The sequence below is a fragment of the Streptococcus mitis genome (assembly GCF_905187495.1).
Taxonomy (GTDB): Bacteria; Bacillota; Bacilli; order Lactobacillales; family Streptococcaceae; genus Streptococcus; species Streptococcus mitis_CU.
In genome coordinates, this window is record NZ_CAJJIB010000008.1 from 22,066 (window position 1) to 48,030 (window position 25,965).

The 25,965-nt window shown below is 40.2% G+C and carries 22 protein-coding genes, 1 tRNA gene and 1 pseudogene; 4 read left to right on the forward strand and 20 right to left on the reverse strand.

The window, feature by feature from the left end; all coding sequences use genetic code 11:
• Positions 1–45: 45 nt before the first annotated feature.
• Genes JQ843_RS01755 through JQ843_RS01775 form a run of 5 tightly spaced genes read right to left on the reverse strand, consistent with a single transcriptional unit; the run spans position 46 to position 4,742 of the window.
• Positions 46–990: an ABC transporter permease subunit gene (locus JQ843_RS01755; RefSeq protein WP_004248623.1), complete on the reverse strand. Its 945-nt coding sequence runs from the start codon at positions 988–990 to the stop codon at positions 46–48.
• A gap of 1 nt (position 991) precedes the next feature.
• Positions 992–2,470: a sugar ABC transporter ATP-binding protein gene (locus JQ843_RS01760; protein ID WP_203212746.1), complete on the reverse strand. Its 1,479-nt coding sequence runs from the start codon at positions 2,468–2,470 to the stop codon at positions 992–994.
• A gap of 13 nt (positions 2,471–2,483) precedes the next feature.
• Positions 2,484–2,882, reverse strand: a complete 399-nt coding sequence (gene rbsD / locus JQ843_RS01765) for a D-ribose pyranase (protein ID WP_000759835.1) — start codon at positions 2,880–2,882, stop codon at positions 2,484–2,486.
• Positions 2,857–3,768: a ribokinase gene (gene rbsK / locus JQ843_RS01770; RefSeq protein ID WP_203212747.1), complete on the reverse strand. Its 912-nt coding sequence runs from the start codon at positions 3,766–3,768 to the stop codon at positions 2,857–2,859. The genes rbsD and rbsK overlap by 26 nt, the downstream gene beginning before the upstream one ends.
• On the reverse strand, positions 3,765–4,742 hold the full coding sequence (locus JQ843_RS01775; RefSeq protein WP_000207598.1) for a LacI family DNA-binding transcriptional regulator: 978 nt from the start codon (positions 4,740–4,742) through the stop codon (positions 3,765–3,767). The genes rbsK and JQ843_RS01775 overlap by 4 nt, the downstream gene beginning before the upstream one ends.
• Before the next feature lie 133 nt (positions 4,743–4,875).
• On the opposite strand from JQ843_RS01775, the pseudogene JQ843_RS01780 reads away from it, so the two are divergent.
• Positions 4,876–4,953: pseudogene (locus JQ843_RS01780) on the forward strand (DNA-binding transcriptional regulator); the annotation flags it as partial.
• On the opposite strand, the gene JQ843_RS01785 reads toward JQ843_RS01780, so the two are convergent.
• The 3 genes from JQ843_RS01785 to JQ843_RS01795 form a co-directional block, all read right to left on the reverse strand.
• Complete coding sequence (locus JQ843_RS01785; protein ID WP_203212748.1) at positions 4,950–5,417, reverse strand: 8-oxo-dGTP diphosphatase; 468 nt, start codon at positions 5,415–5,417, stop codon at positions 4,950–4,952. The pseudogene JQ843_RS01780 and the gene JQ843_RS01785 overlap by 4 nt on opposite strands.
• A 22-nt stretch (positions 5,418–5,439) precedes the next feature.
• Positions 5,440–7,428 carry an excinuclease ABC subunit UvrB gene (gene uvrB, locus JQ843_RS01790; protein WP_049544180.1) on the reverse strand — a complete coding sequence of 663 codons (1,989 nt, stop codon included), beginning with the start codon at positions 7,426–7,428 and terminating at the stop codon, positions 5,440–5,442.
• 76 nt (positions 7,429–7,504) lie between these two features.
• A complete protein-coding gene (locus JQ843_RS01795) occupies positions 7,505–8,458 on the reverse strand; it encodes a CPBP family intramembrane glutamic endopeptidase (protein ID WP_203212749.1) in 954 nt (317 codons plus the stop codon).
• 173 nt (positions 8,459–8,631) lie between these two features.
• On the opposite strand from JQ843_RS01795, the gene JQ843_RS01800 reads away from it, so the two are divergent.
• The 3 genes from JQ843_RS01800 (at position 8,632) to zwf (ending at position 13,175) form a co-directional block, all read left to right on the forward strand.
• The gene (locus tag JQ843_RS01800) at positions 8,632–10,797 is read left to right on the forward strand and encodes an ABC transporter substrate-binding protein/permease (RefSeq protein WP_203212750.1); all 2,166 of its coding nucleotides are present in this window, start codon (positions 8,632–8,634) and stop codon (positions 10,795–10,797) included.
• On the forward strand, positions 10,797–11,537 hold the full coding sequence (locus JQ843_RS01805) for an amino acid ABC transporter ATP-binding protein (protein ID WP_124787698.1): 741 nt from the start codon (positions 10,797–10,799) through the stop codon (positions 11,535–11,537). Before JQ843_RS01800 ends, JQ843_RS01805 begins: the two co-directional genes overlap by 1 nt.
• Before the next feature lie 150 nt (positions 11,538–11,687).
• A complete protein-coding gene (gene zwf / locus JQ843_RS01810) occupies positions 11,688–13,175 on the forward strand; it encodes a glucose-6-phosphate dehydrogenase (RefSeq protein ID WP_004254180.1) in 1,488 nt (495 codons plus the stop codon).
• A 45-nt stretch (positions 13,176–13,220) separates the two neighbouring features.
• Here zwf and ftsY read toward each other — a convergent pair whose 3' ends face one another.
• The 12 genes from ftsY to leuB form a co-directional block, all read right to left on the reverse strand.
• A complete protein-coding gene (gene ftsY, locus JQ843_RS01815) occupies positions 13,221–14,510 on the reverse strand; it encodes a signal recognition particle-docking protein FtsY (protein ID WP_203212751.1) in 1,290 nt (429 codons plus the stop codon).
• A gap of 3 nt (positions 14,511–14,513) precedes the next feature.
• Positions 14,514–15,332: a Cof-type HAD-IIB family hydrolase gene (locus JQ843_RS01820; protein WP_203212752.1), complete on the reverse strand. Its 819-nt coding sequence runs from the start codon at positions 15,330–15,332 to the stop codon at positions 14,514–14,516.
• Positions 15,332–16,126 (reverse strand): Cof-type HAD-IIB family hydrolase, encoded by a 795-nt coding sequence (locus JQ843_RS01825; RefSeq protein WP_203212753.1) that lies wholly within the window; start codon positions 16,124–16,126, stop codon positions 15,332–15,334. The genes JQ843_RS01820 and JQ843_RS01825 overlap by 1 nt, the downstream gene beginning before the upstream one ends.
• Entirely contained in the window at positions 16,123–19,662 is a 3,540-nt protein-coding gene (gene smc, locus JQ843_RS01830) for a chromosome segregation protein SMC (RefSeq protein ID WP_203212754.1), read from the reverse strand. Before smc ends, JQ843_RS01825 begins: the two co-directional genes overlap by 4 nt.
• Positions 19,653–20,351: a ribonuclease III gene (gene rnc / locus JQ843_RS01835; RefSeq protein ID WP_000661487.1), complete on the reverse strand. Its 699-nt coding sequence runs from the start codon at positions 20,349–20,351 to the stop codon at positions 19,653–19,655. The genes smc and rnc overlap by 10 nt, the downstream gene beginning before the upstream one ends.
• A 183-nt stretch (positions 20,352–20,534) precedes the next feature.
• Positions 20,535–20,606 (reverse strand) — tRNA-Arg (locus tag JQ843_RS01840).
• A 67-nt stretch (positions 20,607–20,673) separates the two neighbouring features.
• Entirely contained in the window at positions 20,674–21,660 is a 987-nt protein-coding gene (locus tag JQ843_RS01845; RefSeq protein ID WP_049546505.1) for a GMP reductase, read from the reverse strand.
• A gap of 198 nt (positions 21,661–21,858) precedes the next feature.
• Positions 21,859–22,638: an L-threonylcarbamoyladenylate synthase gene (locus JQ843_RS01850; protein WP_000160498.1), complete on the reverse strand. Its 780-nt coding sequence runs from the start codon at positions 22,636–22,638 to the stop codon at positions 21,859–21,861.
• A gap of 27 nt (positions 22,639–22,665) precedes the next feature.
• Positions 22,666–23,259 (reverse strand): 3-isopropylmalate dehydratase small subunit, encoded by a 594-nt coding sequence (leuD, locus tag JQ843_RS01855; RefSeq protein ID WP_000410618.1) that lies wholly within the window; start codon positions 23,257–23,259, stop codon positions 22,666–22,668.
• A 9-nt stretch (positions 23,260–23,268) separates the two neighbouring features.
• Entirely contained in the window at positions 23,269–24,651 is a 1,383-nt protein-coding gene (gene leuC, locus JQ843_RS01860; protein ID WP_000907579.1) for a 3-isopropylmalate dehydratase large subunit, read from the reverse strand.
• Between the two features lie 3 nt (positions 24,652–24,654).
• Positions 24,655–24,924, reverse strand: coding sequence for a DUF1294 domain-containing protein (locus JQ843_RS01865; RefSeq protein ID WP_000762433.1), 270 nt, complete (start codon positions 24,922–24,924; stop codon positions 24,655–24,657).
• On the reverse strand, positions 24,921–25,958 hold the full coding sequence (leuB, locus tag JQ843_RS01870) for a 3-isopropylmalate dehydrogenase (protein ID WP_203212755.1): 1,038 nt from the start codon (positions 25,956–25,958) through the stop codon (positions 24,921–24,923). Before leuB ends, JQ843_RS01865 begins: the two co-directional genes overlap by 4 nt.
• Positions 25,959–25,965: the final 7 nt, after the last annotated feature.

Sequence of the window (25,965 nt, forward strand, 5' to 3'; positions counted from 1 at the left end):
TCATCTAATAAATTGTTACTATTTCCAAAAAAATTGAAAATTATTCTACTGTTTTACAACTTTAAAACGATCAATCAGAACAGCAATTAAGATTACAACTCCTTTTACTACTTGTTGCCAAAATGCTGAAACACCAATAATATTAAGTCCATTATTCAAAACTCCAATAATTAAAGCACCTATTAGAGTCCCAAGTATACGACCTTTACCTCCAGATAAAGAGGTTCCTCCAAGAACAACAGCTGCAATAGCATCCATTTCATAACTAGCACCTGCTGTTGGTTGAGCAGAACTTAAGCGTGATGTTATAATTAATCCAGAAATTGAAGCCATAATACCTGATATTGAATAAATGATAATTTTCACTTTATTTAATTTCACACCTGATATATATGCTGCTTTTTCATTCCCCCCTATAGCATATACAGATTTACCAAATGCTGTTTTATGAAGTAAAACATATAAAACAATAAATACAATAAACATAATAATTACAGGAAATGGAATTCCTACTATGTAACCTTGCCCCAAAAATTGAAATAAGAATGTATCACTTAATCCTTTTGTAATAGGATTCCCATTTGTATAAACAAGTGTTGCTCCCCTAAAAATAGTCATAGTCGCTAAAGTGACGATAAATGGAGCTAATTTCCCGTAGGAAATCAATAACCCATTCATCATACCTAGAATGCAACCCAAAATTAAAGAGATGAGAATTGCTAACGTAACAGGCATTCCAGATCCTAATAAACCTGCTGTTAGCGCGCTGGATAAGGCTAAAATTGATCCTACTGATAAATCGATTCCACCTGTTAGAATAACAAAAGTCATTCCAAAAGCAATCAGTGCATTTGATGTTACTTGCAATAGTAAATTTAACAGATTATTTGCTGTTAAAAAATTTGAATTGATAATAGTGATGACAGCCATTAAAATTATCAATGCTATTACCGTTGTCAATTCTGACATGTACTTCATAGTATTTTTCACACTATTGTCCTCCTGTAGCTAGTTGCATAACTTTTTCTTGTGTAGCTTCTCGACGTGTTAATTCCCCACTAATTCTACCTTCATGCATGACCATAATGCGATCACTGACTCCAATCACTTCTGGTAAATCTGAAGAGACCATAATAATCGGTACACCTCGTTCAGCTAATTCATTCATTAATTGGTAAATTTCACGCTTAGCTCCAACATCTACCCCACGAGTTGGCTCATCTAAAATCAGTACTTTTGGTGCAATACCTATCCATTTTGCTAAAACTACTTTCTGTTGATTACCACCAGAAAGTGTCCCAACTTCCTTATCTGGATAACCTGATTTAATTTGTAACCTATCAATTAAGTGTTGTACAAATATACCACTTGTTTTATTATCGAAAATGCCATTTTTAACAAAATCACGAGTACTAGGTAAAGTCATATTATCTTTAATAGAAAAATCTAAAATCAATCCCTCATCTTTACGATCTTCTGTTAAGAAACCAATTCCATGCTTAATTGCTTCAAAAGGATTTTTAATTATCAGTTGTTCTCCGTTTATTATAATTTGACCAGATTTTAAAGAATCAATTCCAAAAATTGCTCGCATTATTTCAGTACGACCAGCACCCATCAAACCAGAAAAACCAAGAATTTCCCCTTGACGTACATAGAAAGAAATATCCGTAAAAGCATCACCAGAAAGATTCTTAGCTTGAAAAACAATATTCCCAATCTCAGCCTTTTTTTCTGGATAATAATCTTCTAATTCACGGCCTACCATCTTCTGAACTAATTCATCTGCATTAGTTAACTTCGTTTTCTTGGTATCAATTACAAACCCATCCCTCATAACAGTTATAAGATCTGTGATCTTAAAGATTTCTTCCATCCGATGTGAAATATACACAATACCTACACCATCAGATTTTAATCCTTCTATCACTTTAAAAAGTGTTTCAGTTTCACGATCAGTTAAAGCTGCTGTGGGTTCATCCATAATTAACAAGGAAACTTCTGATAATAAACATTTTGCTATTTCTATCATTTGTTGTTGTCCGACTGATAATTGACCAATGATTGCATCGAGAGGAATAGAGATATTAAGACGTTTAAATGCTTCTTTAGCTTTCCTTTCCATACTAACTTTATCTAGAAACCCAATCGAATTTTTAATTTCTCTTCCTAAAAAAAGATTATCAAGTACAGTCATATCTGGCCAAGTATTCATTTCCTGATGAATAAAACTCAGTCCAAACCGTTCTGCCTCTTGAGGATTAGAAAATGTTTTTTCTTTTCCATCAATAAAAATAGTTCCTGAAGTAGCTGGAAAAAGTCCAGTTAAAATATTCATTAAGGTTGATTTGCCTGCGCCATTCTCCCCCATTAAAGCATGAACTTCTCCTGAATTAAGAACCAAATCAATACTTTCTAAAACACGATTATTCCCAAAAGATTTTGAAATGTTCTTCATTTCAATTTTCATAGGCAACCCCCTTCTAAATAATAACTCCTGATTGCAAGATTATATTCGAATATGGTGTATCTTCCCCAGTGCGAATAACTGCCTTAACTTTAGTATTCATAGCTTTCAATTCTTCATGACTAATATATTCAATAATTATATTCGATCCTAAAAGATCTAGAACTGCTTGCCACTGTTCTTTGTTTTTTTCCTTAATTTCTTCTGCTAAGAAAATTTTTTCGATAAGTACATGATCTGAATATTCTTTTAAAACTTCTAAAAAACTTGGACTACCTTTTCTTAATGCTAAATCAATTTTATCAACACCTTTTGGAACTGGCAATCCTAAATCTCCGATACAAACCAAATCCATATGACCTAAATCATCAGCTAGTTTAGCTATATTACTATTTAAAATCCCATATTTCTTCATATCCTGAATGCTCCTTTATTTCTTTCAAACTCGGCATACCTCCTTGCGCTCCAAATCTTTGAACAGAAAGATGTGAAGCAATCGTTGCAAAGGACAATGCAACATCCATCTCTTTTCCTTTTGAGATAGCATAAGCAAAAGCACCATTAAACGTATCTCCTGCTCCTGTAGTATCAACTACTTCTGCTTTTATAGCAGGAATTTTCTTAACTGCTGTCCCATCATAATAAATAGAACCTTCAACTCCTAATGTCACAATCATTTTATTAGGATAAATTTTAATAATTTCTTCTAATTTCTTATCTGGAAAAAGCTCTGAACATTCGTGCTCGTTAGGAGTAATAAAATCACAAAAAGGAATCATCTCTTTGTCTGTTTCTCTAGCTGGTGCAGGATTGTAAAGAACCTTAACTTGATTTTCTTGGCAAAATTTAGCTATAGATAAGTTGGCTTCATGTGGTATTTCATTCTGTAATACAACAATACTTGCATCACTAAGTAATTTCCACTCATTTTTCCAATCATTTGTTTTAACTAAATTATTAGCTCCGGGATAATAAATAATCCTATTATCACCTCCATATAAAGTAATTTGTGCAACTCCTGAAGACTGTGGTACCGTTCCCACATATGCTGTAGAAATATCATTATTTTGCAGATTACTTAATAAATCTGCTGAAAAAATATCTTCTCCTACGTTCCCAAATATGTAAATATTATCTTCAACACTGGATAATCTACCAATAGCTACAGCTTGATTTGCACCTTTTCCACCTGGAACTATATTAAATGAATCGCCAAAAATCGTTTCACCTCCTTCTGGAATCCTTTTTGTTCTCATAACTAAGTCCATTGAAATGCTTCCAACAACAACAATTTTACTCATTTCTTTCTCCTTAATGTATTTCTTTCTATGTACCTAACAGGGAGTTTAATTTTAGCTTCATCTATAGAGAACTTATTTGCCATATTATAGATTAGCTTTGCAGCCTGTTCTCCCATTTTATATGATGATTGGTGGATAGTTGATAAAGAAGGATAAATAAATTGACTAAGTACAATATCATCATAACCAATGATTTGAATATCATCTGGAATTTTTTTCCCAATTGCTAAAATTTCATGAATATAAGCTATCGCATGAATATCAGAAGGTGCTATAATACTATCAATATTTGGATTTCTTTTTAGATTCTCTTTAGCTTCTTTTTGAATTTTTTCAAAGTCAAAAGTTTCACTTTCTTCAATACAAATTTCTAAATTTTTATTCCTCAAATAGTTTAAACTTGCTTCAAATCGTTCCACAATATTCTCAGCTTTATCATCTAAAACTTTGATGATCATAACCTGCTCAGCGCCAGCATTCCAAATTGCTTTAGCAGCCAAACGTCCACCCAACTGATTATCAGAAAAAACACCATAGCCTGTATCTTTACTAATCCGGTCAACCACAACAACAGGTAATGTTAGATTTGGAAATTCCTTTGTAAAGTCAAGGGTTGTTATAATACCAGCTGCATTTGTTTTTAACAAAAGGTTTATATATTCTTCTAACGAATCATGATCTGAAATAGTACCAACCATAATCCTATAACCTTTATCTTTCAAATATGATTCGGCTCCTCGAACCAATCTTGGGAAGAACGGATTAGAAATATCTGGCAATAAGAGTCCTACCATTTGATTTTTTTTAGTTTTTAAAGATTGTGCTAATACATTTGGTGTGTAATTTAATTTCTTGATAGCATTTTTTATCTTTTCTCTCGCATCATCTCCGACATAGCCTTTTTTCGAAATATATCTTGAAACTGTTGACTTTGATACTCCAGCTTCTTCAGCAACCTGTTTTATTGTAGTCATCACTCCTCCTTTTTATTGTGGAACCGTTCCCTTATTTATATAGTAAGCGTTTTCTTTTGTTTTGTCAATACTTTTTTAGAAATATTTTAAATTTATTTCAGAGTACACATGTTTTTACTAATCTCCTATTACTATTAGATACGAAACACAACAAGACCTCCACTATATCGAGGAGGCCTTAGAACAGCTAGGTTATTTAGTAAAAGACTAGAAGATTTTCTTCGCCCAGCCATCTTCTGTACGGTGGCGGTAGAAAAATTCAGATTTGTCAGGAGCTTCCATCATCTCCATCAATGGTAACATATCATAGGCCAGATCCAAGTTTGGAATCTGGTCTTTTTGCACCCAAGAAACTTCTCCTTCATCTGAAGAGCGAAGGGTACCAGAGAACTCAGTCGCCTTATAACAAAAGACGATATAGCGCCCGCCTGTATCCAGAGGCCAATTTTTAATGCCGACAAGTTGAGGATTTTGGATAGTCAACCCTGTTTCTTCGTAGATTTCACGAATGACAGACTCCGCAAAAGCCTCACCATTTTCTACATGACCTCCTGGAAAGGCATAACCAGACCAGCGATTGGTTTCAGGAGCGCGATACTGCATAACCACGCGCTGGGTTTCGAGATCTTCAATCAAACAAATATTTGTTAAAATCGTTAATTGGGAACGGGACATATTTTCTCCTTTAGGTAATATTCTAATCCAACGCCTTAACTTCCAGCATCATATCACGAATCTGTGCTGCTAGTTCAAAGTCAAGCACTTCGACAGCTTCTTGCATTTGTTTTTCTAGTTTCTTGACGAGTTCTTTGCGTTCTTGTTTGTTTAGGCTATTGATATCGACTTCCTTGTCCTCTTCCTTAGCAACTGCCTTAGTTACTGCAATTAGGTCACGGATTTCTTTCTTAATAGTTTGTGGAACGATACCATGTTCTTCATTATAGGCCATCTGGATTTTCCGACGGCGAGCCGTTTCATCAATGGCACGTTGCATAGACTGAGTCACAGTGTCCGCATACATGATGACATGCCCTTCACTGTTACGAGCAGCACGACCAATTGTCTGGATAAGACCACGTTCATTACGAAGGAAACCTTCCTTGTCAGCATCAAGAATGGCTACGAGACTCACTTCGGGAACGTCAATCCCTTCACGGAGCAGGTTGATTCCGACCAAGACATCAAAGACACCCAAGCGCAGGTCACGAATTATCTCCGTCCGCTCCAAGGTCTTGATATCCGAGTGCATGTACTTGACCTTGATGCCCATTTCCTTGAAGTAGTCGGTTAAGTCCTCTGCCATTTTCTTGGTCAAGGTTGTGATAAAGGTACGCTCATTTTTCTCAACACGGGCATTGATTTCACCTAAGAGGTCATCAATCTGTCCCATAGTCGGACGAACTTCCACCTCAGGATCCAAAAGACCTGTTGGTCGAATGATTTGCTCAATCACTGTCTCGGTCTGTTCATTTTCATAGTCACCAGGTGTCGCTGAAACGTAAACAATCTGATGCACATGGCTTTCAAACTCTTCACGACGGAGAGGTCGATTGTCCAAAGCTGATGGCAAACGGAAACCATAATTAACCAGCATTTCCTTACGCGAACGGTCCCCATTGTACATGCCTTTGATTTGCCCCATTGTCATGTGGCTCTCATCAATCATAATTAAGAAATCATCTGGGAAGAAGTCGAGAAGGGTATAAGGAGGCTCACCCTCACTCCGTCCATCCATGTGACGTGAATAGTTCTCAACCCCGTTGGTATAGCCCATCTCACGCAGCATTTCGATATCGTACTCTGTCCGTTGTTTCAAGCGCTGGGCTTCAAGCAATTTACCTTCCTTTTCAAAGACAGCTAGTTGCTCCTCCAACTCGGCTTGAATCTTTGCAATGGCAACTTCCATGTGGTCGTCATTGGTCACAAAGTGAGTCGCAGGGAAAATCGCCAAATGATCCACTTCTCCCAAGACCTGACCTGTCAGAGCCTCAACCTCACGGATACGGTCAATTTCGTCTCCAAAAAATTCTACTCGAAAGGCGTGTTCATCACGAGATGCTGGGAAAATCTCCACCACATCCCCACGCACACGAAATCTTCCCCGTTGGAAATCAATATCATTACGTTCAAACTGGATATCAACCAAGTCATTCAAAAGTTTATCACGAGAAATTTCAAGACCTGGACGGAGACTAACGACACTATCAGCGTATTCCTTGGGCGAACCCAAACCATAGATACAAGAGACTGAGGCCACGACAATAACATCATTGCGCTCCAAAAGGGCCGAAGTAGCTGAGTGACGAAGTTTGTCAATCTCGTCATTGACAGAACTATCTTTTTCAATATAGGTATCACTAGAAGGGACATAGGCCTCAGGTTGGTAATAATCATAGTAAGACACAAAGTACTCAACTGCATTTTCAGGGAAAAATTCCTTAAACTCCCCATAGAGCTGTCCTGCTAGAGTTTTATTGTGGGCGATGACCAGAGTTGGTTTATTGACTTTGGAAATAACCTGACTCATGGTATAGGTCTTTCCTGTTCCGGTCGCCCCCATCAGAATCTGAGCTTTTTCTCCACCCTCGATATTATCTACCAATTGCTCGATAGCTTGGGGTTGATCTCCTGATGGTTGATATTTTGATACTAGTTTAAATTGATTATCTGTAATACGATTGATCATAAGAATCCTCTCTCCATGTGCTATTCCTATTTTAGCATACTTGTATCATTTTCACGAAGAAAAGGACGGACCGAAGTCACATCCTTTCATTTTCTTTCTTTAATTGATAGGCTAGATAGACAATCAGCAGTAGCAAGACCAGACTTGTCATGATAGAACCTTCTATGCCAAAAGAACCACCTGATAGCCAATCTTGATTACCTTGTGGTAAAAAGGTCATCAGCGATGTTCCTGACTGCTGACCACTAACTAAAATCCCAAAGAGATTTCCTTGAGCAAAATTCCAAGCACCATGAATACCTGCCACACTCCAAACTGTATCAGTTTTGAGAAGGTAAAGAGCCATGGCAACTCCGAATAAGAAGAGATTCATTAGAGATAGAGGTGTGAGACCAGAATTTCCCACATGAAGCAGGGTAAAGAATAGGCTAGATATAAGAACAGCAAGTTTTAGATTAGTTCTTGAGGCCAATTGGGGAAGGAGCCAAGCACGGGACACCACTTCTTCTGCTGTCCCCTGTAAAATCCAAAATGGAATAGTAAAGACAACAAAGGCAAGCGAATAAGGATTTAAGTGAATAGACTCAAAACGATATTGCCCCAAGGCCACTAAACCTAACAAGGTCAGAAGAAAAAGTGCCAGGCCTAGGCCAAATCCTTTAAAGAGATTGCTGAGGAAATTCTCTCTATAAAATCCCAAAGTTCGAATAGGTCTTTTCTCAACTTTTCTAGTCCATCTGAACACAGTGTTGAGAATAAAACCAAAGGCCAGCAATTCTAAAATTAAACGAAAATCACCTGTTTTATCCATCAAGCTCTGCTGCAAGGTCTGCAAGTAGATTGCAAAAGCTTGACCAGCCTCTCCAAAATTTCTAGCAAGTCCGATGAGAGCTAACAAACTAATACCATATAAAGTATAAGCCACAAACTCTCCTATAAAGACAAAAGCAAAGGCTAACAAGGGGCTTGTGTAGAGGTTTAACCGCATTTGAGAAGCTTGGAAGTCTTTAAAAATTCTTTTGTTCTTCACATCTCCGTCCTCTTTTCTTCCATTATATACTGTTATTATAGCACTTTGTGGTAGCAGTTCAAGAAAGAAATAAAGAGCTTTTATGTTATATCTTCTAACATAAAAGTCCCTAGATTTGCATTTTTTTGTTTTTTCTGATATAATGGGAAAATATTCGGAAAAGGAGACTAAAAATGAAGAAAAAATTTCTAGCATTTTTGCTAATTTTATTCCCAATTTTCTCATTAGGTATTGCGAAAGCAGAGACGATTAAGATTGTGTCTGATACCGCCTATGCACCTTTTGAGTTTAAAGATTCAGATCAAACTTATAAAGGAATTGATGTGGACATTATCAACAAAGTCGCTGAGATTAAAGGATGGAATATTCAGATGTCCTATCCTGGATTTGATGCAGCGGTAAATGCGGTTCAAGCTGGTCAAGCTGACGCTATCATGGCAGGGATGACAAAGACGAAAGAACGTGAAAAAGTCTTCACCATGTCTGATACTTACTATGATACAAAAGTTGTCATTGCAACTACAAAGGCACACAAAATTAGCAAGTACGATCAATTAACTGGTAAAACTGTTGGTGTTAAAAACGGAACTGCCGCTCAACGTTTCCTTGAAACAATCAAAGATAAATACGGCTTTACTATTAAAACATTTGACACTAGTGATTTGATGAACAACAGCTTGAGTGCTGGTGCCATTGATGCCATGATGGATGACAAGCCTGTTATCGAATATGCCATCAACCAAGGTCAAGACCTCCATATTGAAATGGATGGTGAAGCTGTAGGGAGTTTTGCTTTCGGTGTGAAAAAAGGAAGCAAATACGAGCACCTGGTTACTGAATTTAACCAAGCCTTGGCTGAAATGAAAAAAGATGGTAGTCTTGATAAAATCATCAAGAAATGGACTGCTTCGTCTTCTTCGTCAGTACCAACTACAACTACTACAGCTGGTCTGAAAGCAACTCCTGTTAAAGCTAAATACATCATTGCCAGCGATTCTTCTTTTGCACCTTTTGTGTTCCAAAACTCAAGCAACCAATTTACTGGTATTGATATGGACTTGATTAAGGCCATCGCTAAAGACCAAGGTTTTGAAATTGAAATCACCAACCCAGGTTTCGATGCAGCGATTAGCGCTGTTCAAGCTGGTCAAGCAGATGGTATCATTGCTGGTATGTCTGTCACAGATGCTCGTAAGGCAACTTTTGACTTCTCAGAATCCTACTACACTGCTAATACTATCCTTGGTGTCAAAGAATCAAGCACTATTGCTTCTTATGAAGATTTGAAAGGGAAGACAGTCGGTGTTAAAAATGGAACTGCTTCTCAAACCTTCCTAACAGAAAATCAAAGCAAATACGGTTACAAAATCAAAACCTTCGCTGATGGTTCGTCAATGTATGATAGTTTAAACACTGGTGCCATTGATGCCGTTATGGATGATGAGCCTGTTCTCAAATATTCTATCAGCCAAGGTCAAAAATTGAAAACTCCAATCGCTGGAACTCCAATCGGTGAAACAGCCTTTGCCGTTAAAAAAGGAGCAAATCCAGAATTGATTGAAATGTTCAATAACGGACTTGCAAACCTTAAAGCAAACGGAGAATTCCAAAAGATTCTTGATAAATACCTAGCTAGTGAGTCTTCAACTGCTTCAACAAGCACTGTTGATGAGACAACTATCTGGGGCTTGCTTCAAAACAACTATAAACAACTCCTTAGCGGGCTTGGTATCACTCTTGCTCTAGCTCTTATCTCATTTGCTATTGCCATTGTTATCGGGATTATCTTCGGTATGTTTAGCGTTAGCCCATACAAATCTCTTCGTGTGATTTCTGAGATTTTCGTTGACGTTATTCGTGGTATTCCATTGATGATTCTTGCAGCCTTTATCTTCTGGGGAATTCCAAACTTCATCGAGTCTATCACAGGCCAACAAAGTCCAATTAACGACTTTGTAGCTGGGACTATTGCCCTCTCACTCAATGCGGCTGCTTATATCGCTGAAATCGTTCGTGGTGGTATTCAGGCCGTTCCAGTTGGTCAAATGGAAGCCAGCCGAAGCTTAGGTATCTCTTATGGAAAAACCATGCGTAAGATTATCTTGCCACAAGCAACTAAATTGATGTTGCCAAACTTTGTTAACCAATTCGTTATCGCTCTTAAAGATACAACCATCGTATCTGCTATCGGTTTGGTTGAACTCTTCCAAACTGGTAAGATTATCATTGCCCGTAACTACCAAAGTTTCAAGATGTATGCAATCCTTGCTATCTTCTATCTTGTAATTATCACACTTTTGACTAGACTAGCGAAACGCTTAGAAAAGAGGATTCGTTAATGGCAAAATTAAAAATTGATGTAAATGATTTACATAAGTATTATGGAAAAAATGAGGTTTTAAAAGGAATTACAACTAAGTTCTATGAAGGAGATGTTGTTTGTATCATCGGCCCTTCGGGTTCTGGTAAGTCAACCTTCCTCCGTAGCCTTAATCTTCTAGAAGAAGTCACTAGTGGTCACATCACTGTGAACGGTTATGACTTAACTGAAAAAACAACTAACGTTGACCACGTCCGTGAAAATATCGGAATGGTGTTCCAACACTTTAACCTCTTCCCTCATATGTCTGTATTGGACAACATTACCTTTGCTCCTATTGAGCACAAGTTAATGACTAAAGAAGAAGCTGAGAAATTGGGAATGGAGTTGCTTGAGAAGGTTGGGCTAGCAGATAAAGCTAATGCTAACCCAGATAGCCTATCAGGTGGTCAAAAACAACGTGTGGCTATCGCTCGTGGACTAGCAATGAATCCAGACATCATGCTCTTTGATGAACCAACTTCTGCCCTTGACCCTGAGATGGTCGGAGACGTACTAAACGTTATGAAGGAATTGGCTGAGCAAGGTATGACCATGATTATCGTAACCCATGAGATGGGATTTGCCCGTCAGGTTGCCAACCGCGTTATCTTTACTGCAGACGGTGAATTCCTAGAGGACGGAACACCAGATCAAATCTTTGACAACCCACAACACCCACGTCTGAAAGAATTCTTGGACAAGGTCTTAAACGTCTAAACGCAAACTGTAAGGATTTCCTTGCAGTTTTTTTCTATCTCGTATTGGATTTTTTGATTTTTCGGAAAATTATGTTAGAATTAAGTTTATGAAATGAGGTTTCCTCATACCTAGCAAGACTAGGAATAAAAATAGAAATTAGGTAGCTAGATGTCATCTAAGGTTATTGTTACAATTTTCGGTGCGAGTGGAGACCTGGCTAAACGCAAGCTCTACCCTTCCCTTTTTAGACTATATAAATCCGGCAATCTTTCCGAGCACTTTGCAGTCATTGGAACTGCTCGTCGTCCTTGGAGCAAGGAATATTTTGAATCTGTTGTAGTCGAATCGATCCTTGATTTGGCAGATAGTACCGAACAGGCTCAAGAGTTCGCTAGCCACTTCTACTATCAAAGTCATGATGTCAATGATACAGAGCACTACATTGCTTTACGTCAATTGCAGGCTGAACTAAATGACAAATACCAAGCTGAACACAACAAGCTCTTCTTCTTGTCTATGGCACCTCAGTTCTTTGGAACTATCGCCAAACACCTCAAGTCTGAAAACATTGTGGATGGTAAAGGTTTTGAACGCTTAATCGTTGAGAAGCCATTTGGTACAGATTACGCAACTGCAAGCAAGTTGAATGACGAGCTCCTAGCAACATTTGACGAGGAACAAATTTTCCGTATTGACCATTATCTTGGTAAGGAAATGATCCAAAGTATCTTTGCAGTTCGCTTTGCAAACTTGATTTTTGAAAATGTGTGGAACAAGGACTTTATCGACAATGTTCAAATTACCTTTGCGGAGCGCTTGGGTGTAGAAGAACGTGGTGGCTACTATGACCAATCTGGTGCACTCCGTGACATGGTACAAAACCATACACTACAACTTCTTTCTCTCCTTGCTATGGACAAACCAGCAAGCTTCACAAAAGACGAGATTCGTGCCGAAAAGATTAAGGTCTTTAAAAACCTCTATCATCCAACGGATGAAGAGCTTAAAGAACACTTTATCCGTGGTCAATACCGTTCAGGTAAGATTGATGGCATGAAATATATCTCTTATCGTAGTGAGCCAAATGTGAATCCAGAATCTACAACTGAAACCTTTGCATCTGGTGCCTTCTTTGTAGACAGCGATCGCTTCCGTGGTGTTCCTTTCTTCTTCCGTACTGGTAAACGTCTGACTGAAAAAGGAACTCATGTCAACATCGTCTTTAAACAAATGGATTCTATCTTTGGAGAACCACTTGCTCCAAATATTTTGACCATCTATATCCAACCAACAGAAGGCTTCTCTCTTAGCCTAAATGGGAAACAAGTAGGAGAAGAATTCAACTTAGCTCCTAACTCACTTGATTACCGCACAGATGCGACCGCAACTGGTGCTTCTCCAGAACCATACGAGAAATTGATTTATGATGTCTTAAATAACAACTCAACTAACTTTAGCCACTGGGATGAAGTTGGCGCATCATGGAAATTGATTGACCGTATCGAAGAGCTCTGGGCTGAAAATGGTGCCCCACTTCATGACTATAAAGCTGGAAGCATGGGCCCTCAAGCAAGCTTTGACTTACTTGAAAAATTCGGTGCCAAATGGACTTGGCAACCAGATATCACCTATCGTCAAGATGGTCGTTTAGAATAAAAAAATTTCCTGCAAGTTTGTACCTTGCAGGATTTTTGCTTCTGATTAGATTAAGCCTTCCAAGAGACCCTTCATAAAGTTTTCTGAGTTAAACTCTCCAATATCATCGATTTTTTCACCAAATCCAATCAATTTTACAGGAATATTGAGTTCTTCTCGGATGGCTAGAACAACACCACCTCGAGCAGTTCCGTCAATCTTAGTCAAGACAATTCCCGTTAAAGGAGTGATTTTCGAAAATTCTTTGGCCTGTACAAGAGCGTTTTGACCTGTTGATGCATCAAGTGCCAAGAAGGTTTCATGCGGAGCTTCGGGCACAACACGTTTGATAATACGACCAATCTTCTCCAACTCAGCCATGAGGTTGTCCTTGTTTTGCAGACGACCAGCGGTATCAATCATAAGAATATCGATACCTTCAGCTACGGCACGTTCCATTCCATCAAAGACTACACTGGCTGGGTCAGCTTTCTCAGGTCCAGTCACTACTGGAACATCTACTCGTCGACCCCATTCAGCTAGCTGGGCTACCGCCCCTGCACGGAAGGTATCTGCCGCAACCAGCATGACCTTCTTACCAGCTTGTTTGTAGCGGTGGGCTAGTTTCCCGATAGAAGTTGTTTTCCCGACACCATTAACACCGACAAAGAGCATGACTGTCAAGCCATCTTGGAAGTGGATACTTTCATCATAGTTGCCATCCTTTTCATAAAGCTCAACCAATTTCTCAATGATGACACGACGTAGTGCGTCGGGTTTCTTAGCGTTTTCAAGCTTGGCTTCGTAACGTAACTCCTCTGTTAAGTTAGAAGCCACCTGGACACCAACGTCACTCATGATGAGCAGTTCTTCCAGTTCCTCGAAAAATTCTTCGTCAACAGAACGGAAATTAGCAAAGAAAGCATTCAAGCGAGCACCAAAGCCTGTACGAGTCTTTTTAAGACTACGGTCATATTTTTCCTGAACAGTTTCTTCTGCTTGAGTCATTTCTGGTTCAAGAACTTCAGAACTATTTTCTTCTACAGGCTCTAGGAGCTCAGTATTCTCTTCCTCTGAGACTTCTTCTAAGTTTGGCAATTCTTCGACTTCTTCTTGAGGAACTTCTACAGTTGGTTCTGAATCATAATTTTCTTCAACAGTTTTTTGGATTTCCTCTTCTTCGAGCAAAGCTTGTTCAACAATTTCAACCTCTGCTTCTTCTTGAGAAACTTCCTCAGCTTCTGTTAAGGCAGGCTCATTATCTTCAGACAAATCAAGATTTTCCAGAGCTTCTTTTACAACTTCTTCGATTTTAGGTTCTTCTTTTTTTCCGAATAGACGGTCAAATAATCCCATATCTTAGTTCTCCTTTAGCACATATTCTTCGATAGCCCAGGCGACAGCTTCCTCATCATTGGTCATTGGCGTCACTACATTTGCGACTGCCTTGACTTCAGGAACAGCGTTTTGCATCGCAACACCAAGACCTGCCCATTCAATCATAGAAAGGTCATTGGCCTCGTCACCACAAGCCATGACTTGGCTTTGATCGATTCCAAGATGGCTGATTAGTTTTGACAATCCTGTTGCTTTATGAACATTCTTTGGCGACCACTCTAGCAACATTTCACGTGATTTAAAGATTTCATATTGGTCAAACAATCCTGGAGAAATCTTCTGAATAGCTGCATCCAAGGGTTCTTGAGCAAAGGCGGTCACGCATTTATTATAAGTCATTTGACTAGATAAGTCTGCAAAGTCCACTGGAACAAAGGTCAATGCTGGATTAAATTTGGCATAAAGACTTTCTTGGTCGGATTGAATTTGATAAACAGTTCCTTCTGAGATGGCATCAAGAGGCAGTGATAATTTCTCTGTTTCTTCATACAAACGTGCCACATCATCATATGAAAAGACTGTTTTATCAAGGATTTCTCCTGTATTTTTCTGAAGCAAACCACCATTAAAAGTAATAGTATACTCATCTTCCTGGCCGTCAGTCCCTAGCTCATGGAGAAAGAAATCCATAGCTTTTAAGGGACGACCAGTTGTCAATACGACCTTAATACCACGATCACGCGCAGCTTTCAAGGTTGCCTTGGTACGATCCGTCAGCCTTTTATCAGTAGTCAGCAAGGTCCCGTCCAAGTCCAATGCAATCAATTTTATATCTGCCATTATAAGCCCTCCATATAAGCTATAACCGACTGGTCCTTATGGTGACCAATCACTGTCTCTGCTAATTCTAAAATTTCAGGTCGTGCATTTTCAGGAGCTACAGGATGTCCCACAACCTGTATCATATGCAAGTCATTTAGATTGTCTCCAAAAGCCATAACCTGATCCATTGTGATACCAAGTTTTTTAGCTAATTCAACAATGGCCACACCCTTATCGACATAGTCCAGAACAATATCAATGGATTCAAAGCCAGTTGTCATGGCCTTAACACCAGGAACATGTTCGTTTACCCAAGCTTCACCAGCTTCCAGCGTTTCTTCTGTGAAGTTGGTTGTAAATTTGAAAATGTCATCTTTAATATCTTCCAGACTCGCTACTTTTTGGATATTTTCATTATAGTGCTGACTCACTTTTAAATAGGTCTCATCAACCGTATCTAGAACATAAGCTCCCTTTTTTCCTGTCAAGAGCAGTTTATTGATATCTACATAAGGTGAAGTTTTCAGCCTTTCAAAAGTTGATAGATAAAACTCACGAGACATGGTCGCTTCATACAAGTCCTGACCTTGATATTCGACCAAACTGCCATTTTCTGCGATAAAAATAATGTCATCACGAACATCAGCAAATAATTTTTCTAGAGATAAAAATCCGCGCCCCGAAGCCACCGCAAAGTAAATCCCTTTTTCCTTGTAGGAAACCAAGAGAGACTTGAGGCGGTCCATATCAAAGCGTCCATTCTCATCTAGGAAGGTTCCGTCCATATCCGTTGCTACTAGTTTAATTGTCATCCTTCAATACTTTCTAAATCTTTTAACTTAACCGAAACAATTTTTGAGACACCTGACTCTTGCATGGTCACTCCATAGATAGAATCGGCTGCCGCCATGGTTCCCTTACGGTGGGTTACGACGATAAACTGGCTGTCCTTATCAAATCGATTGAGGTAATCCCCGAAACGTTTAACATTGGCTTCGTCAAGTGCAGCCTCTACCTCATCCAAGATAACAAATGGAATGGTCTTGACACGAATAATGGAGAAAAGCAAAGCTAGAGCTGACAGAGCTTTTTCACCACCACTCATGAGGTTAAGCGACTGGATTTTCTTACCTGGAGGTTGAACAGAAATCTCCACACCAGCTGTTAAAAGGTCGCCCTCAGTCAATATCAAGTCCGCCTGACCTCCACCAAACATCTGCTTGAATGTCACTTTAAAGGACTCACGAATAGCTTCAAAGGTGGATTTAAATCGTTCCTTGACCTCATCATTCATCTCTGTGATGGTTTCAAGAAGCAGACTTTTCGCTGATAAAATATCATCTCGCTGACTATTTAGAAAGTCCAGACGGTTGTGTACTTCTTCGTACTGGTCAATAGCTTCTATATTGACAGGACCTAGTGAGCGAATAGCCTTCTCTAAGTCCTTAACCTCTTGCTCCGCCAGATTGAGATTTTCCAACTCATGCGCCTTTTCTAGGGCTTCAGTATAGCTAATCTGATACTGGTCTGTTAATTGACTTTGTAAATGGCGTAAGCGCTCGCTGACCTTTTCTTTCTTAGCTTCAGCACGTGTTTGCTTGCGAATCCACTCTTCATTCTGCTGGCGGGCCTGATCCAAATGACTAGCAATATCATCCAGTTGCCCTTCAATATCATCTAATTCAAACTGCTTACGAATCAAACCTTGTTGGAGGTTTGTTTTCTGCATTTTGGCTTCTTCAGCCTGTTGACTGAGCAATTCTGTATCAACCTTCTCCAGATTATCAACCTTTTCTTGAAGAAGGCGCTGGATTTCTTCTTGCTCAAGATCAAGATTACTTAGTTCCTTACCTAAGCGTTCAATATCAGCAACTTCATAACGTTTTTGTCCTTGCAGTTCTGTCTTAAGCAGGCGAGCTTGCGCTACCTCTTCCTGCAAGTTTTGATAGCGTTCTTGGATGGCATTTTTATTAGACTTAATCTCTTCAATCTCAGCTTCCAGATTTTGCTTGTCACTGGCGATTTTAGCAAGGCGCTCTTGACATTTTTCCTTATCCGCTTGCCAATCTCCTTCAGAAAGACGATTTAATTCCTCTTCTTGGAGTTTCCAAAGAGTTTCCAGTTCTTCAACTTGCTGACTGGTCTGTTGATAAGCAAGAGACAAGCCTTGCTCCTGGATACGTGCTTGTTCTCCTTGAGATTTGATGGCTTCTAATGATTCGGTCAATCTAGCCATCTGGTCTTGCAAGGTCTTCAAAGCCACTTCTTCTGAACGAAGACTTGCTTCTTCTTCAGCAATTTCTTTTTGTAATTGCTCCAGTTCTGGCTTAATGAAAATACTGTTATTCTGACGATTGGCTCCACCTGCATAGGAACCACCCGTGCGCAGCTCTGTCCCATCCAGTGTCACCATACGAACCTGATAACGAACTTGTCGAGCAGCTGCACGCGCATGTTCTACAGTATCAAAGATAGCCGTCGTAGCTAGCAAGTTTTTGAAAATGGCTTCTAGTCTCTTATCAAACGACACTAACTCATCTGCCATGCCAAGGAAGCCTGGACTTGCTGCGATAGCATCTTGATTCTGACTAGAAATCGTACGTGCCTTGATAGTCGTCAATGGAAGAAAGGTCGCACGACCAGCTCTGTTTCGTTTAAGGAAATCAATAGCTTTAGTTGCCGACTCTTCATCTTCTACGATGATATGCTGGCTACTTGCCCCTAAGGCAATCTCCAGGGCAGTTTGATAATGCACATCAAAAGTCAGGTGCTCACTGACTGCACCAATAATCCCACCAAGGCGATCTTTTTCTTGGAGAACACTCTTAACACCTGCATAAAAGTTACTATGATTTCTCAGGATATTTTCCAAACTTTGAGCTCTGGCCTGCTTGTTTTTGAGACTATCCAGACGGTCAAAGAGTTGGCTTTGTTGAGATTGATAGGAAGATTTCTGCTCCTCTTGCTCCTTGGCAATAGCTTGGTAGTCGGCCAATAATTTCTGAACATGCTCCTTGGCAGTTTCAAGCTCGTCTTTTTGCTGACTAGCCTTCTCTTTAGCTGTAGCCAACTGTTCTTTCAGCTTTTCTAATTGATCTGCTTGTTTTTGAGAAAGCTGACGACTATTTTCCAACTCGTTTTCGATACGGGTCAGCTGGTTTGAGACATCTGCTTCTTCTTGTAAAAGAGCTACAAAGCGTTCGCGTAAGAGCTCAATCATTTGATCAGGATCATCTGAAAAAGCCAGCAATTCAGCCTCTAAACGATTGAGTTTTTGATTATTTTGGACTAGATTTTCTTCTAAGAGAGCTAAAGAGCTTTCTTTTTCAGCCTTTTCCTGACTTAGAGTCTTTCTCTTATCCTCCAAAGTAGCCAAACGGACTTGTGCTTCCTGTTGATTCAGGGCTACTTGCTCAGATTCTAATTTCGATAAGGCTAATTTTCTCTCTAAATCACTAATCAGACTGGTCAAATCCATCAAACTGCCTTGGTCTTTGGCCATTTCAGCCTGTAAATCTTGGCGTTGCTTTTTAAGAGTTTGGTTTTCTTCTTCTAATTTTTCACGCTTTTGGTAGTAGCTAGTCAAGAGTTCCTGAACCTGAGCCAACTCTTCTTCTGTCAACTCTAGTTCAGCCTTATTTTCCTTGATTTGAGCAACTAAAACATCCAAGTAAATAGCTTTACGTTGGCCTTCCAAGTCTAGAAACTTACGAGCATTTTCAGCTTGCTTCTCAAGAGGTTTGATTTGATTATCCAACTCGTAGATAATATCTTCCAGACGATCCAGATTATCCTGAGTTTGTTGCAGTTTACTCTCAGTTTCTTTTCGACGAGTCTTGTATTTTAAAACTCCAGCAGCTTCTTCAAAAATAGCTCGGCGTTCCTCAGGCTTGGAGTTGAAAATCTCCTCAACCTTCCCTTGGGAAATAATAGAGAAGGAATCTCGTCCCAAACCTGTATCCAAGAAAAGATCATGAATATCACGCAGACGGACTTTCTTTCCGTCAATCTTGTATTCGCTATCTCCGCTACGATAGATATGGCGTTCTACCCTGATTTCTTGACCTGCATCCTTGATAAATCCATCATTATTATCCAGAGTCACAACTACAGAAGCATAATTGAGCGGTTTGCGACTTTCTGTTCCGGCAAAAATGACATCCGGCATCTTGCCGCCACGGAGACTCTTAACACTTGACTCCCCCAAGGCCCAACGCAGACTTTCTGTAATATTCGACTTTCCAGATCCATTGGGTCCAACAACTGCCGTCACTCCTTGGTCAAAGACGACCTTAGTCTTATCAGCAAAAGACTTGAATCCCTGAATTTCGATTTCCTTTAAATACATGAATCCAGCCCTTTCTCAACGGCATTTTTGGCAGCTTCTTGCTCTGCTAGTTTCTTAGAACGACCTTGACCTTGACCAATGCTCTTGCCTTCAACCAGGACTTCTACATCAAAAACCTTATCATGGGCAGGACCCGTTTCAGAAATCACCTGATAACGAATAGCCACATCGCCATTGACCTGAAGTAACTCTTGGAGATGCGTTTTGTAGTCTGTAATCATCTCAAATTCGCCTGCTTCAACCTTCGGAATCATGACTTGATAGATAAATTCCTTAACCTTGGCCACATCCTTGTCCAAAAGGAGGGCACCAAGAAAGGCTTCAAAGGCATCACCAAGAATGGTATCACGATTGCGACCACCAGATTTTTCTTCCCCCTTACCCAACTTGATAAATTGATCAAACTGGCAATCACGCGCAAAACCAGCCAAACTCTCCTCACGGACAATCATAGCACGGAGTTTGGACAAATCGCCTTCAGGCTTTTTAGGATATTTTTTATACAGATATTCTGAAATCAATAACTGTAGAACAGCGTCTCCTAAAAATTCCAAGCGTTCATTGTGTGAAATTTTTAAGAGGCGGTGCTCATTGGCATAACTCGTATGAGTAAAGGCAGTTTCCAGTAAGTTTTTGTCTGCAAATTCGATTGCAAAATGGTTCTTTAGTACAGTTTGTAATTCTTTCATACCAACCTCTTTCTAACTGATAACAGTCCTTTTTATTATATCAAAAAAAGCCCCCTGAGTCACTCTAAAACGGGACTGGAGAGCATTTGGGAATTCTTTAAAAAGATATTTTCAGTTTTCGGAGCAAATTTGGAGCAGAACAAAGAAAAAAGCCCTACTAAAGGCTTTCTTAGGATGTTTACATCCACCCTGAGGGAATCGAACCCCCATCTCAAGAACCGGAATCTTACGTGATATCCATTACACTAAGGGTGGAAACTTGTTTTATTATAACAGAAATTTGCTCTAATAACAAGTTTTTTTCTGGTGAGAATAGCCCGTCTTAGTGGGAAGCATCCCCATTCCAGATAGAGTTTTTCACGATTACATAATCAACGTGTTTAAGGTCAGCAACCTGACGTCCACCTGCATAAGAAATAGCACTTTGAAGGTCTTGTTCCATCTCAGTTAAAGTGTCTTGCAGATGACCTTTAGCAGGAAGCAAGATACGTTTGCCTTCCACATTTTTGTAAGCACCTTTTTGATATTGAGAAGCTGAACCGTAGTATTCTTTGAACTGTTCACCGTCGACTTCAATCGTTTTCCCTGGACTTTCAATATGTCCTGCAAAGAGAGAACCAATCATGACCATGCTAGCACCGAAGCGAATAGACTTGGCAATATCACCGTGAGTACGAATTCCTCCATCAGCGATAATCGGTTTACGCGCAGCCTTAGCACACCAGCGTAGAGCAGCCAACTGCCAACCACCTGTACCAAAACCAGTCTTGACCTTGGTGATACAAACCTTACCAGGACCGATTCCGACCTTAGTCGCATCTGCACCAGCATTTTCCAATTCACGGACAGCTTCTGGTGTTCCTACATTTCCAGCAATAACAAAAGTATCTGGCAATTCTTTCTTAATGTGTTGAATCATAGAAATCACGCTATCTGCATGACCATGAGCAATGTCAATCGTGATGTATTCTGGAGCGTCAGCTTTGAGCTGGCTAACGAAATCATACTCGTAGTCCTTAACACCGACAGAGATAGAAGCAATGAGCCCTTGATCGTGCATGCGTTTAATAAAAGGAATTCGCCCCGCTTCATCAAAACGATGCATAATATAGAAGTAACCACCTTTAGCCAGTTGCTCTGCTACATTTTCATCCAAAATCGTCTGCATATTAGCTGGCACAACAGGTAGTTTAAAGGTGTGCTTTCCTAAAGTGACACTTGTATCCGCTTCTGCACGGCTTTTAATGACACATTTATTTGGAATCAATTGAATATCTTCGTAATCAAAAATTGGAAATTCATTTAACATATCGATGTCTCGTTTCTTTTGTAATGACCTACCTATGCTCTCGCATCACTACGCCTTTTCCGACGTTTCCTTAATTTATTATAAACTAAAGTACAGTTTTTGTCAAATAATTTCATAAATTAAAAAATATTGTTCGGTTTTTATTGTATAAATAATAAAAGAAAGAGGAGAGATTATTTTCTCCCCACTTCCTACATTCTAATAATACTCGCCCTGACGATAGTCCCATGAGTTAAAAGTGTCTGACAGGTGCATCATGATTTTATCAATGTCAAGCCCTTTACGGATTACAACTGGCGCTGGTGAAGTTGAACGTGCTCCTCCTTGTTCTGGGATTAGTTTGCCGTCTTTATCAACCATAGACACCATCACACCTTGCTCGTAGCGTGTTTCAATCGTTTTGTCAGGCTGGATAGATGCCACATAGTCATCCGCCTCGATAACAAGGTCAACTGCACCTTCGATACGTTCTCCAATACCTTCTACTTTACCACGGTTTCCTTTTCCAGATGGGTTAGCTGATGAGGCATAAACCATCTTGCCTTCTTCCCAAAGTTTGGCAGCCAATTGTTCACCAGCTTTACCAAATTTGATAACAAAACAGCTCGTTCCACGCACGTCAGTCATCAGCTCTTCACGACCATCACCGTATGCTTTGAGTTTTTCAAAAGCTTCTGGTTTCCAAGGAAGGATACAACCAAGAAGAATATCTTCATCCCAATGTTTTTGGTAGAAGGCTTCAATTTCTGGGTTAAGTTGTGCTAAAGCACGAAGCTCATCCATGCTACCGCAGAGAACAACACCTGGTTTGTTACGGTTACGCTCTTTGGCTGCGAACTTACGCTCAAGTCCTGCCTTATCGCTGGTCATGATAATGTAACCAACTTTAGTAGGGCAAACGATACATCCGCCCTCACCTTTTAAAATGTCATAGCCTTCTTGTGAAAGTGTTCCGTTCCATTGAATGTGTTTTGTCATAGTTCTATTTCCTTTTCTAATTTTCTTCTAATCCTGCCAGTAGGCTGGTCGTTGTTTTTCATAGGCAGCAATCAAATCTTCATACTGCAAGGTAATTCCGATATCATCCAAACCATTTGAGAGCTTGTGTTTCCACTCGCTATCAATTTCAAAAGTGAACTCTCCAACCGGTGAGATGATTTTCTGTTGTTCCAAGTCCACAGTTACCTGGTCAGTCGGTTTGAGCTGGGCTAGCTTTTCTCTAACCTCTCTAGGCTGAACAATAGGCAACATGCCATTATTGAGTTCATTATTGTAATGAATATCCCCAAAAGATCCTGCAATCACGACCTTAAAACCATAGTCTGCTAAGGCCCAAGCTGCATGTTCCCTCGAAGAACCTGCCCCAAAGTTATCCCCTGAGATAAGAATACTGGCTTTACGATATTCAGGCTGATTAAAGACAAAGTCAGGATCCTCAGTATACTTGTCGTCCAGATAACGCCAAGCATACATGAGGTACTTACCAAAGCCTTTTTTATCAATCAACTTGAGAAACTGCTTGGGTAGGATTTGGTCGGTGTCGATATTATCATTCATGAGAGGAACGGTCGTTCCCGTATAAACTGTAAATTTCTCCATATCCTCTCCTTACTGGGCTTCTGGCATTTGCCGAACATCTACGAAGCGCCCTGCAATAGCTGCCGCAGCTGCCATGGCTGGACTGCAGAGGTGGGTCTTAGCACCAAAGCCTTGTCTATCTTCAAAGTTGCGGTTGCTGGTTGAGGCGCAGTGAACGCCATCTGGAACCTTGTCAGGATTCATCCCTAGGCACATAGAGCAACCTGGGTCTCTCCACTCAAAGCCAGCATCTAGAAAGACCTTATCCAAGCCCAACTTCTCAGCAGCTCGTTTGACAGGACGAGAACCTGGGACTACGATAGCCGTTAAGTTAGGAGCAATCTTCTTCCCTTTAACAAATCGCGCAGCCAGTTGCAAGTCGCTGAGACGAGCATTAGTACAAGAACCGATAAAGATATAGCCTAGTTCAATATCAGCTGGCTTTTGACCAGGCTCCAAGTCCATGTAATTGTAGGCTCGCTCATCATTCATATCCTTAATTTCTGGGAATCTACTGTCAAAGTCAACCCCCATAGCAGGGTTGGTTCCCCAGGTCACCATAGGAGCCAAGTCTGAAACATCCATCTGGATAACCTTATCGTAAACGACATTCTCATCACTGACAAGGGTCTTCCAATCTGCCACAGCCTCTTCAAAGTCCTCTGGAACACATTCCCGTCCTTTGAGATAATCATAGGTGGTTTGATCTGGATTCATGATTCCCATCTTGGATCCAAACTCGATGGACATATTGCAGATGGTCATTCGTTCTTCCATGCTCAGTGCATCAATAGCTTGTCCACGATATTCCACCACGTAGCCAACGCCGCAAGCAACGCCGTACTTGGCAATCAAAGCTAAAATGAAATCCTTGGAATAAACTCCTTTTTGAGGAACACCAGTGAATTCCACCAGCATTTTCTTGGGTTTGACCTGCCAGAGGGTCTGTGTCGCAAAGACATGTTCGACCTCACTGGTCCCAATTCCAAAAGCGATCGCTCCGAAAGCCCCGTGGGTTGCTGTATGGCTATCCCCACAGACGATGAATTTCCCTGGTTGAGTTCTTCCTGTTTCTGGACCAACCATGTGAACGATTCCTTGCTTTTCAGAACCGTGGGCAGCATGTTCGATCCCAAATTCCTCAACATTTTCAGCAAGCTTATCAATTTGTACCTTAGAAATCACATCTCGAATATCGTAGATATTGACTGTCGGGACATTGTGGTCAAAGGTTCCAAATGTCAAGTCTGGTCGTCTCAATCTACGACCTGCGTCTCGTAATCCTTGAAATGCCTGAGGGCTGGTCACTTCATGAATATAGTGCTGGTCCACATACATGAGTTGGGGTTGCCCCTCTTCTCCTGTGATGACATGACGGTCCCACAATTTATCAAAAATCGATTTTCCTGCCATCCATTACCTCCAAATAAAATATAAGGCTACTAGTGTGGTCACCATCCCAAGAAACCAAACTGTTTTAAAGTACCATTTTCGAGTCTTGTGATGAAAGATGATTCCTGCTAACCAAGCACCAAAACCACCACAAGTAAAGGCTAAAATAAGTAAGATTTTCTCTGGGATGCGCCAAGCTCTTCTCCTCGCCTTAGATTTGTCAATGCCATAAATCAAGAAAATGATGACATTCCAAATCAAAAGGACTAGAGTAATTTTTTCGTCTAACTTCATAACTTTGCAATAATAGCTTCCGTCATTTCCTTTGTTGAAGCCTGTCCTCCTATATCTCTCGTTAATGTACCAGCTGCCAAACTTGCCTCAACAGCACGCTCAATACGCTCTGCATCCTCATAACGTCCAAAACTATCTCTCAACATCATGGACACTGATAAAATCATGGAAATAGGATTGGCAATTCCTTGACCAGCAATATCAGGTGCTGAACCGTGAATAGGTTCATAGAGACTTGGTCCATTTTCAGAATGACTGGCTGATGGCATAACCCCAAGTGTGCCAGATAGAACGCTTGATTCATCCGAGAGAATATCTCCGAAAAGATTCTCCGTCACGATGACATCAAACTTAGCAGGATTGGTAATCATGAGCATAGCAGCTGAGTCTACCAACTGGTGTTCCAAGGTTACATCTGGAAAATCCTTTGCGACTTCCTCAGCTACTTTGCGCCAAAGTTTTGATGTTGCTAACACGTTTTGCTTATCAATGCTAGTAACGATTTTTCTTCTACTTCTTGCAATTTCAAAGGCTTTACGAATAATTCGCTCCACCTCCTCATAGCTATATTCGTTGATATCACGCGCTTTTCGCTCTTCAATAATATGATCCCCAAAGTAAATACCACCTGTCAACTCACGCACCACGACAAAGTCAACACCAGCAATTCGTTCTGGTTTGAGAGGTGACAAATGCTTAAGACTCTCAAAGATTTTGACTGGGCGAATATTGGCATAGAGATTGAGTTCCTTACGGAGAGCCAGCAAGCCTTGTTCAGGTCGAACGACTGCACCATCATACTGAGGACTACCGATAGCCGCTAGGAGAATAGCATCTGCTTCACGACATACCTTAAGGGTTTCAACAGGTAAGGGATGCCCTGCAACATCGATACCTGCACCTCCAAAAGGTCGTCTATCAATCTCATAGTCAAAACCTGTTTTTTCAGCTAGGGCTTCCAGAACCTCTAAACCGGCCTCCATGATTTCTGGGCCGATTCCGTCCCCTGCTAAAGCTACTATTTTCTTTGTCATAGCATTC

Excerpts from the sequence above, each read along its gene's own strand:
- JQ843_RS01800 (WP_203212750.1), top strand. The coding sequence starts at position 8,632 with ATGAAGAAAAAATTTCTAGCATTTTTGCTAATTTTATTCCCAATTTTC.
- JQ843_RS01845 (WP_049546505.1), bottom strand. The coding sequence starts at position 21,660 with ATGTTAAATGAATTTCCAATTTTTGATTACGAAGATATTCAATTGATT.
- rnc (WP_000661487.1), bottom strand. The coding sequence starts at position 20,351 with ATGAAAGAATTACAAACTGTACTAAAGAACCATTTTGCAATCGAATTT.
- leuB (WP_203212755.1), bottom strand. The coding sequence starts at position 25,958 with ATGACAAAGAAAATAGTAGCTTTAGCAGGGGACGGAATCGGCCCAGAA.
- leuC (WP_000907579.1), bottom strand. The coding sequence starts at position 24,651 with ATGGCAGGAAAATCGATTTTTGATAAATTGTGGGACCGTCATGTCATC.
- JQ843_RS01865 (WP_000762433.1), bottom strand. The coding sequence starts at position 24,924 with ATGAAGTTAGACGAAAAAATTACTCTAGTCCTTTTGATTTGGAATGTC.
- JQ843_RS01850 (WP_000160498.1), bottom strand. The coding sequence starts at position 22,638 with ATGACAAAACACATTCAATGGAACGGAACACTTTCACAAGAAGGCTAT.
- JQ843_RS01805 (WP_124787698.1), top strand. The coding sequence starts at position 10,797 with ATGGCAAAATTAAAAATTGATGTAAATGATTTACATAAGTATTATGGA.
- uvrB (WP_049544180.1), bottom strand. The coding sequence starts at position 7,428 with ATGATCAATCGTATTACAGATAATCAATTTAAACTAGTATCAAAATAT.
- JQ843_RS01785 (WP_203212748.1), bottom strand. The coding sequence starts at position 5,417 with ATGTCCCGTTCCCAATTAACGATTTTAACAAATATTTGTTTGATTGAA.
- JQ843_RS01825 (WP_203212753.1), bottom strand. The coding sequence starts at position 16,126 with ATGACAATTAAACTAGTAGCAACGGATATGGACGGAACCTTCCTAGAT.
- JQ843_RS01775 (WP_000207598.1), bottom strand. The coding sequence starts at position 4,742 with ATGACTACAATAAAACAGGTTGCTGAAGAAGCTGGAGTATCAAAGTCA.
- ftsY (WP_203212751.1), bottom strand. The coding sequence starts at position 14,510 with ATGGGATTATTTGACCGTCTATTCGGAAAAAAAGAAGAACCTAAAATC.
- smc (WP_203212754.1), bottom strand. The coding sequence starts at position 19,662 with ATGTATTTAAAGGAAATCGAAATTCAGGGATTCAAGTCTTTTGCTGAT.
- zwf (WP_004254180.1), top strand. The coding sequence starts at position 11,688 with ATGTCATCTAAGGTTATTGTTACAATTTTCGGTGCGAGTGGAGACCTG.
- leuD (WP_000410618.1), bottom strand. The coding sequence starts at position 23,259 with ATGGAGAAATTTACAGTTTATACGGGAACGACCGTTCCTCTCATGAAT.
- rbsK (WP_203212747.1), bottom strand. The coding sequence starts at position 3,768 with ATGAGTAAAATTGTTGTTGTTGGAAGCATTTCAATGGACTTAGTTATG.
- JQ843_RS01760 (WP_203212746.1), bottom strand. The coding sequence starts at position 2,470 with ATGAAAATTGAAATGAAGAACATTTCAAAATCTTTTGGGAATAATCGT.
- rbsD (WP_000759835.1), bottom strand. The coding sequence starts at position 2,882 with ATGAAGAAATATGGGATTTTAAATAGTAATATAGCTAAACTAGCTGAT.
- JQ843_RS01820 (WP_203212752.1), bottom strand. The coding sequence starts at position 15,332 with ATGGCAGATATAAAATTGATTGCATTGGACTTGGACGGGACCTTGCTG.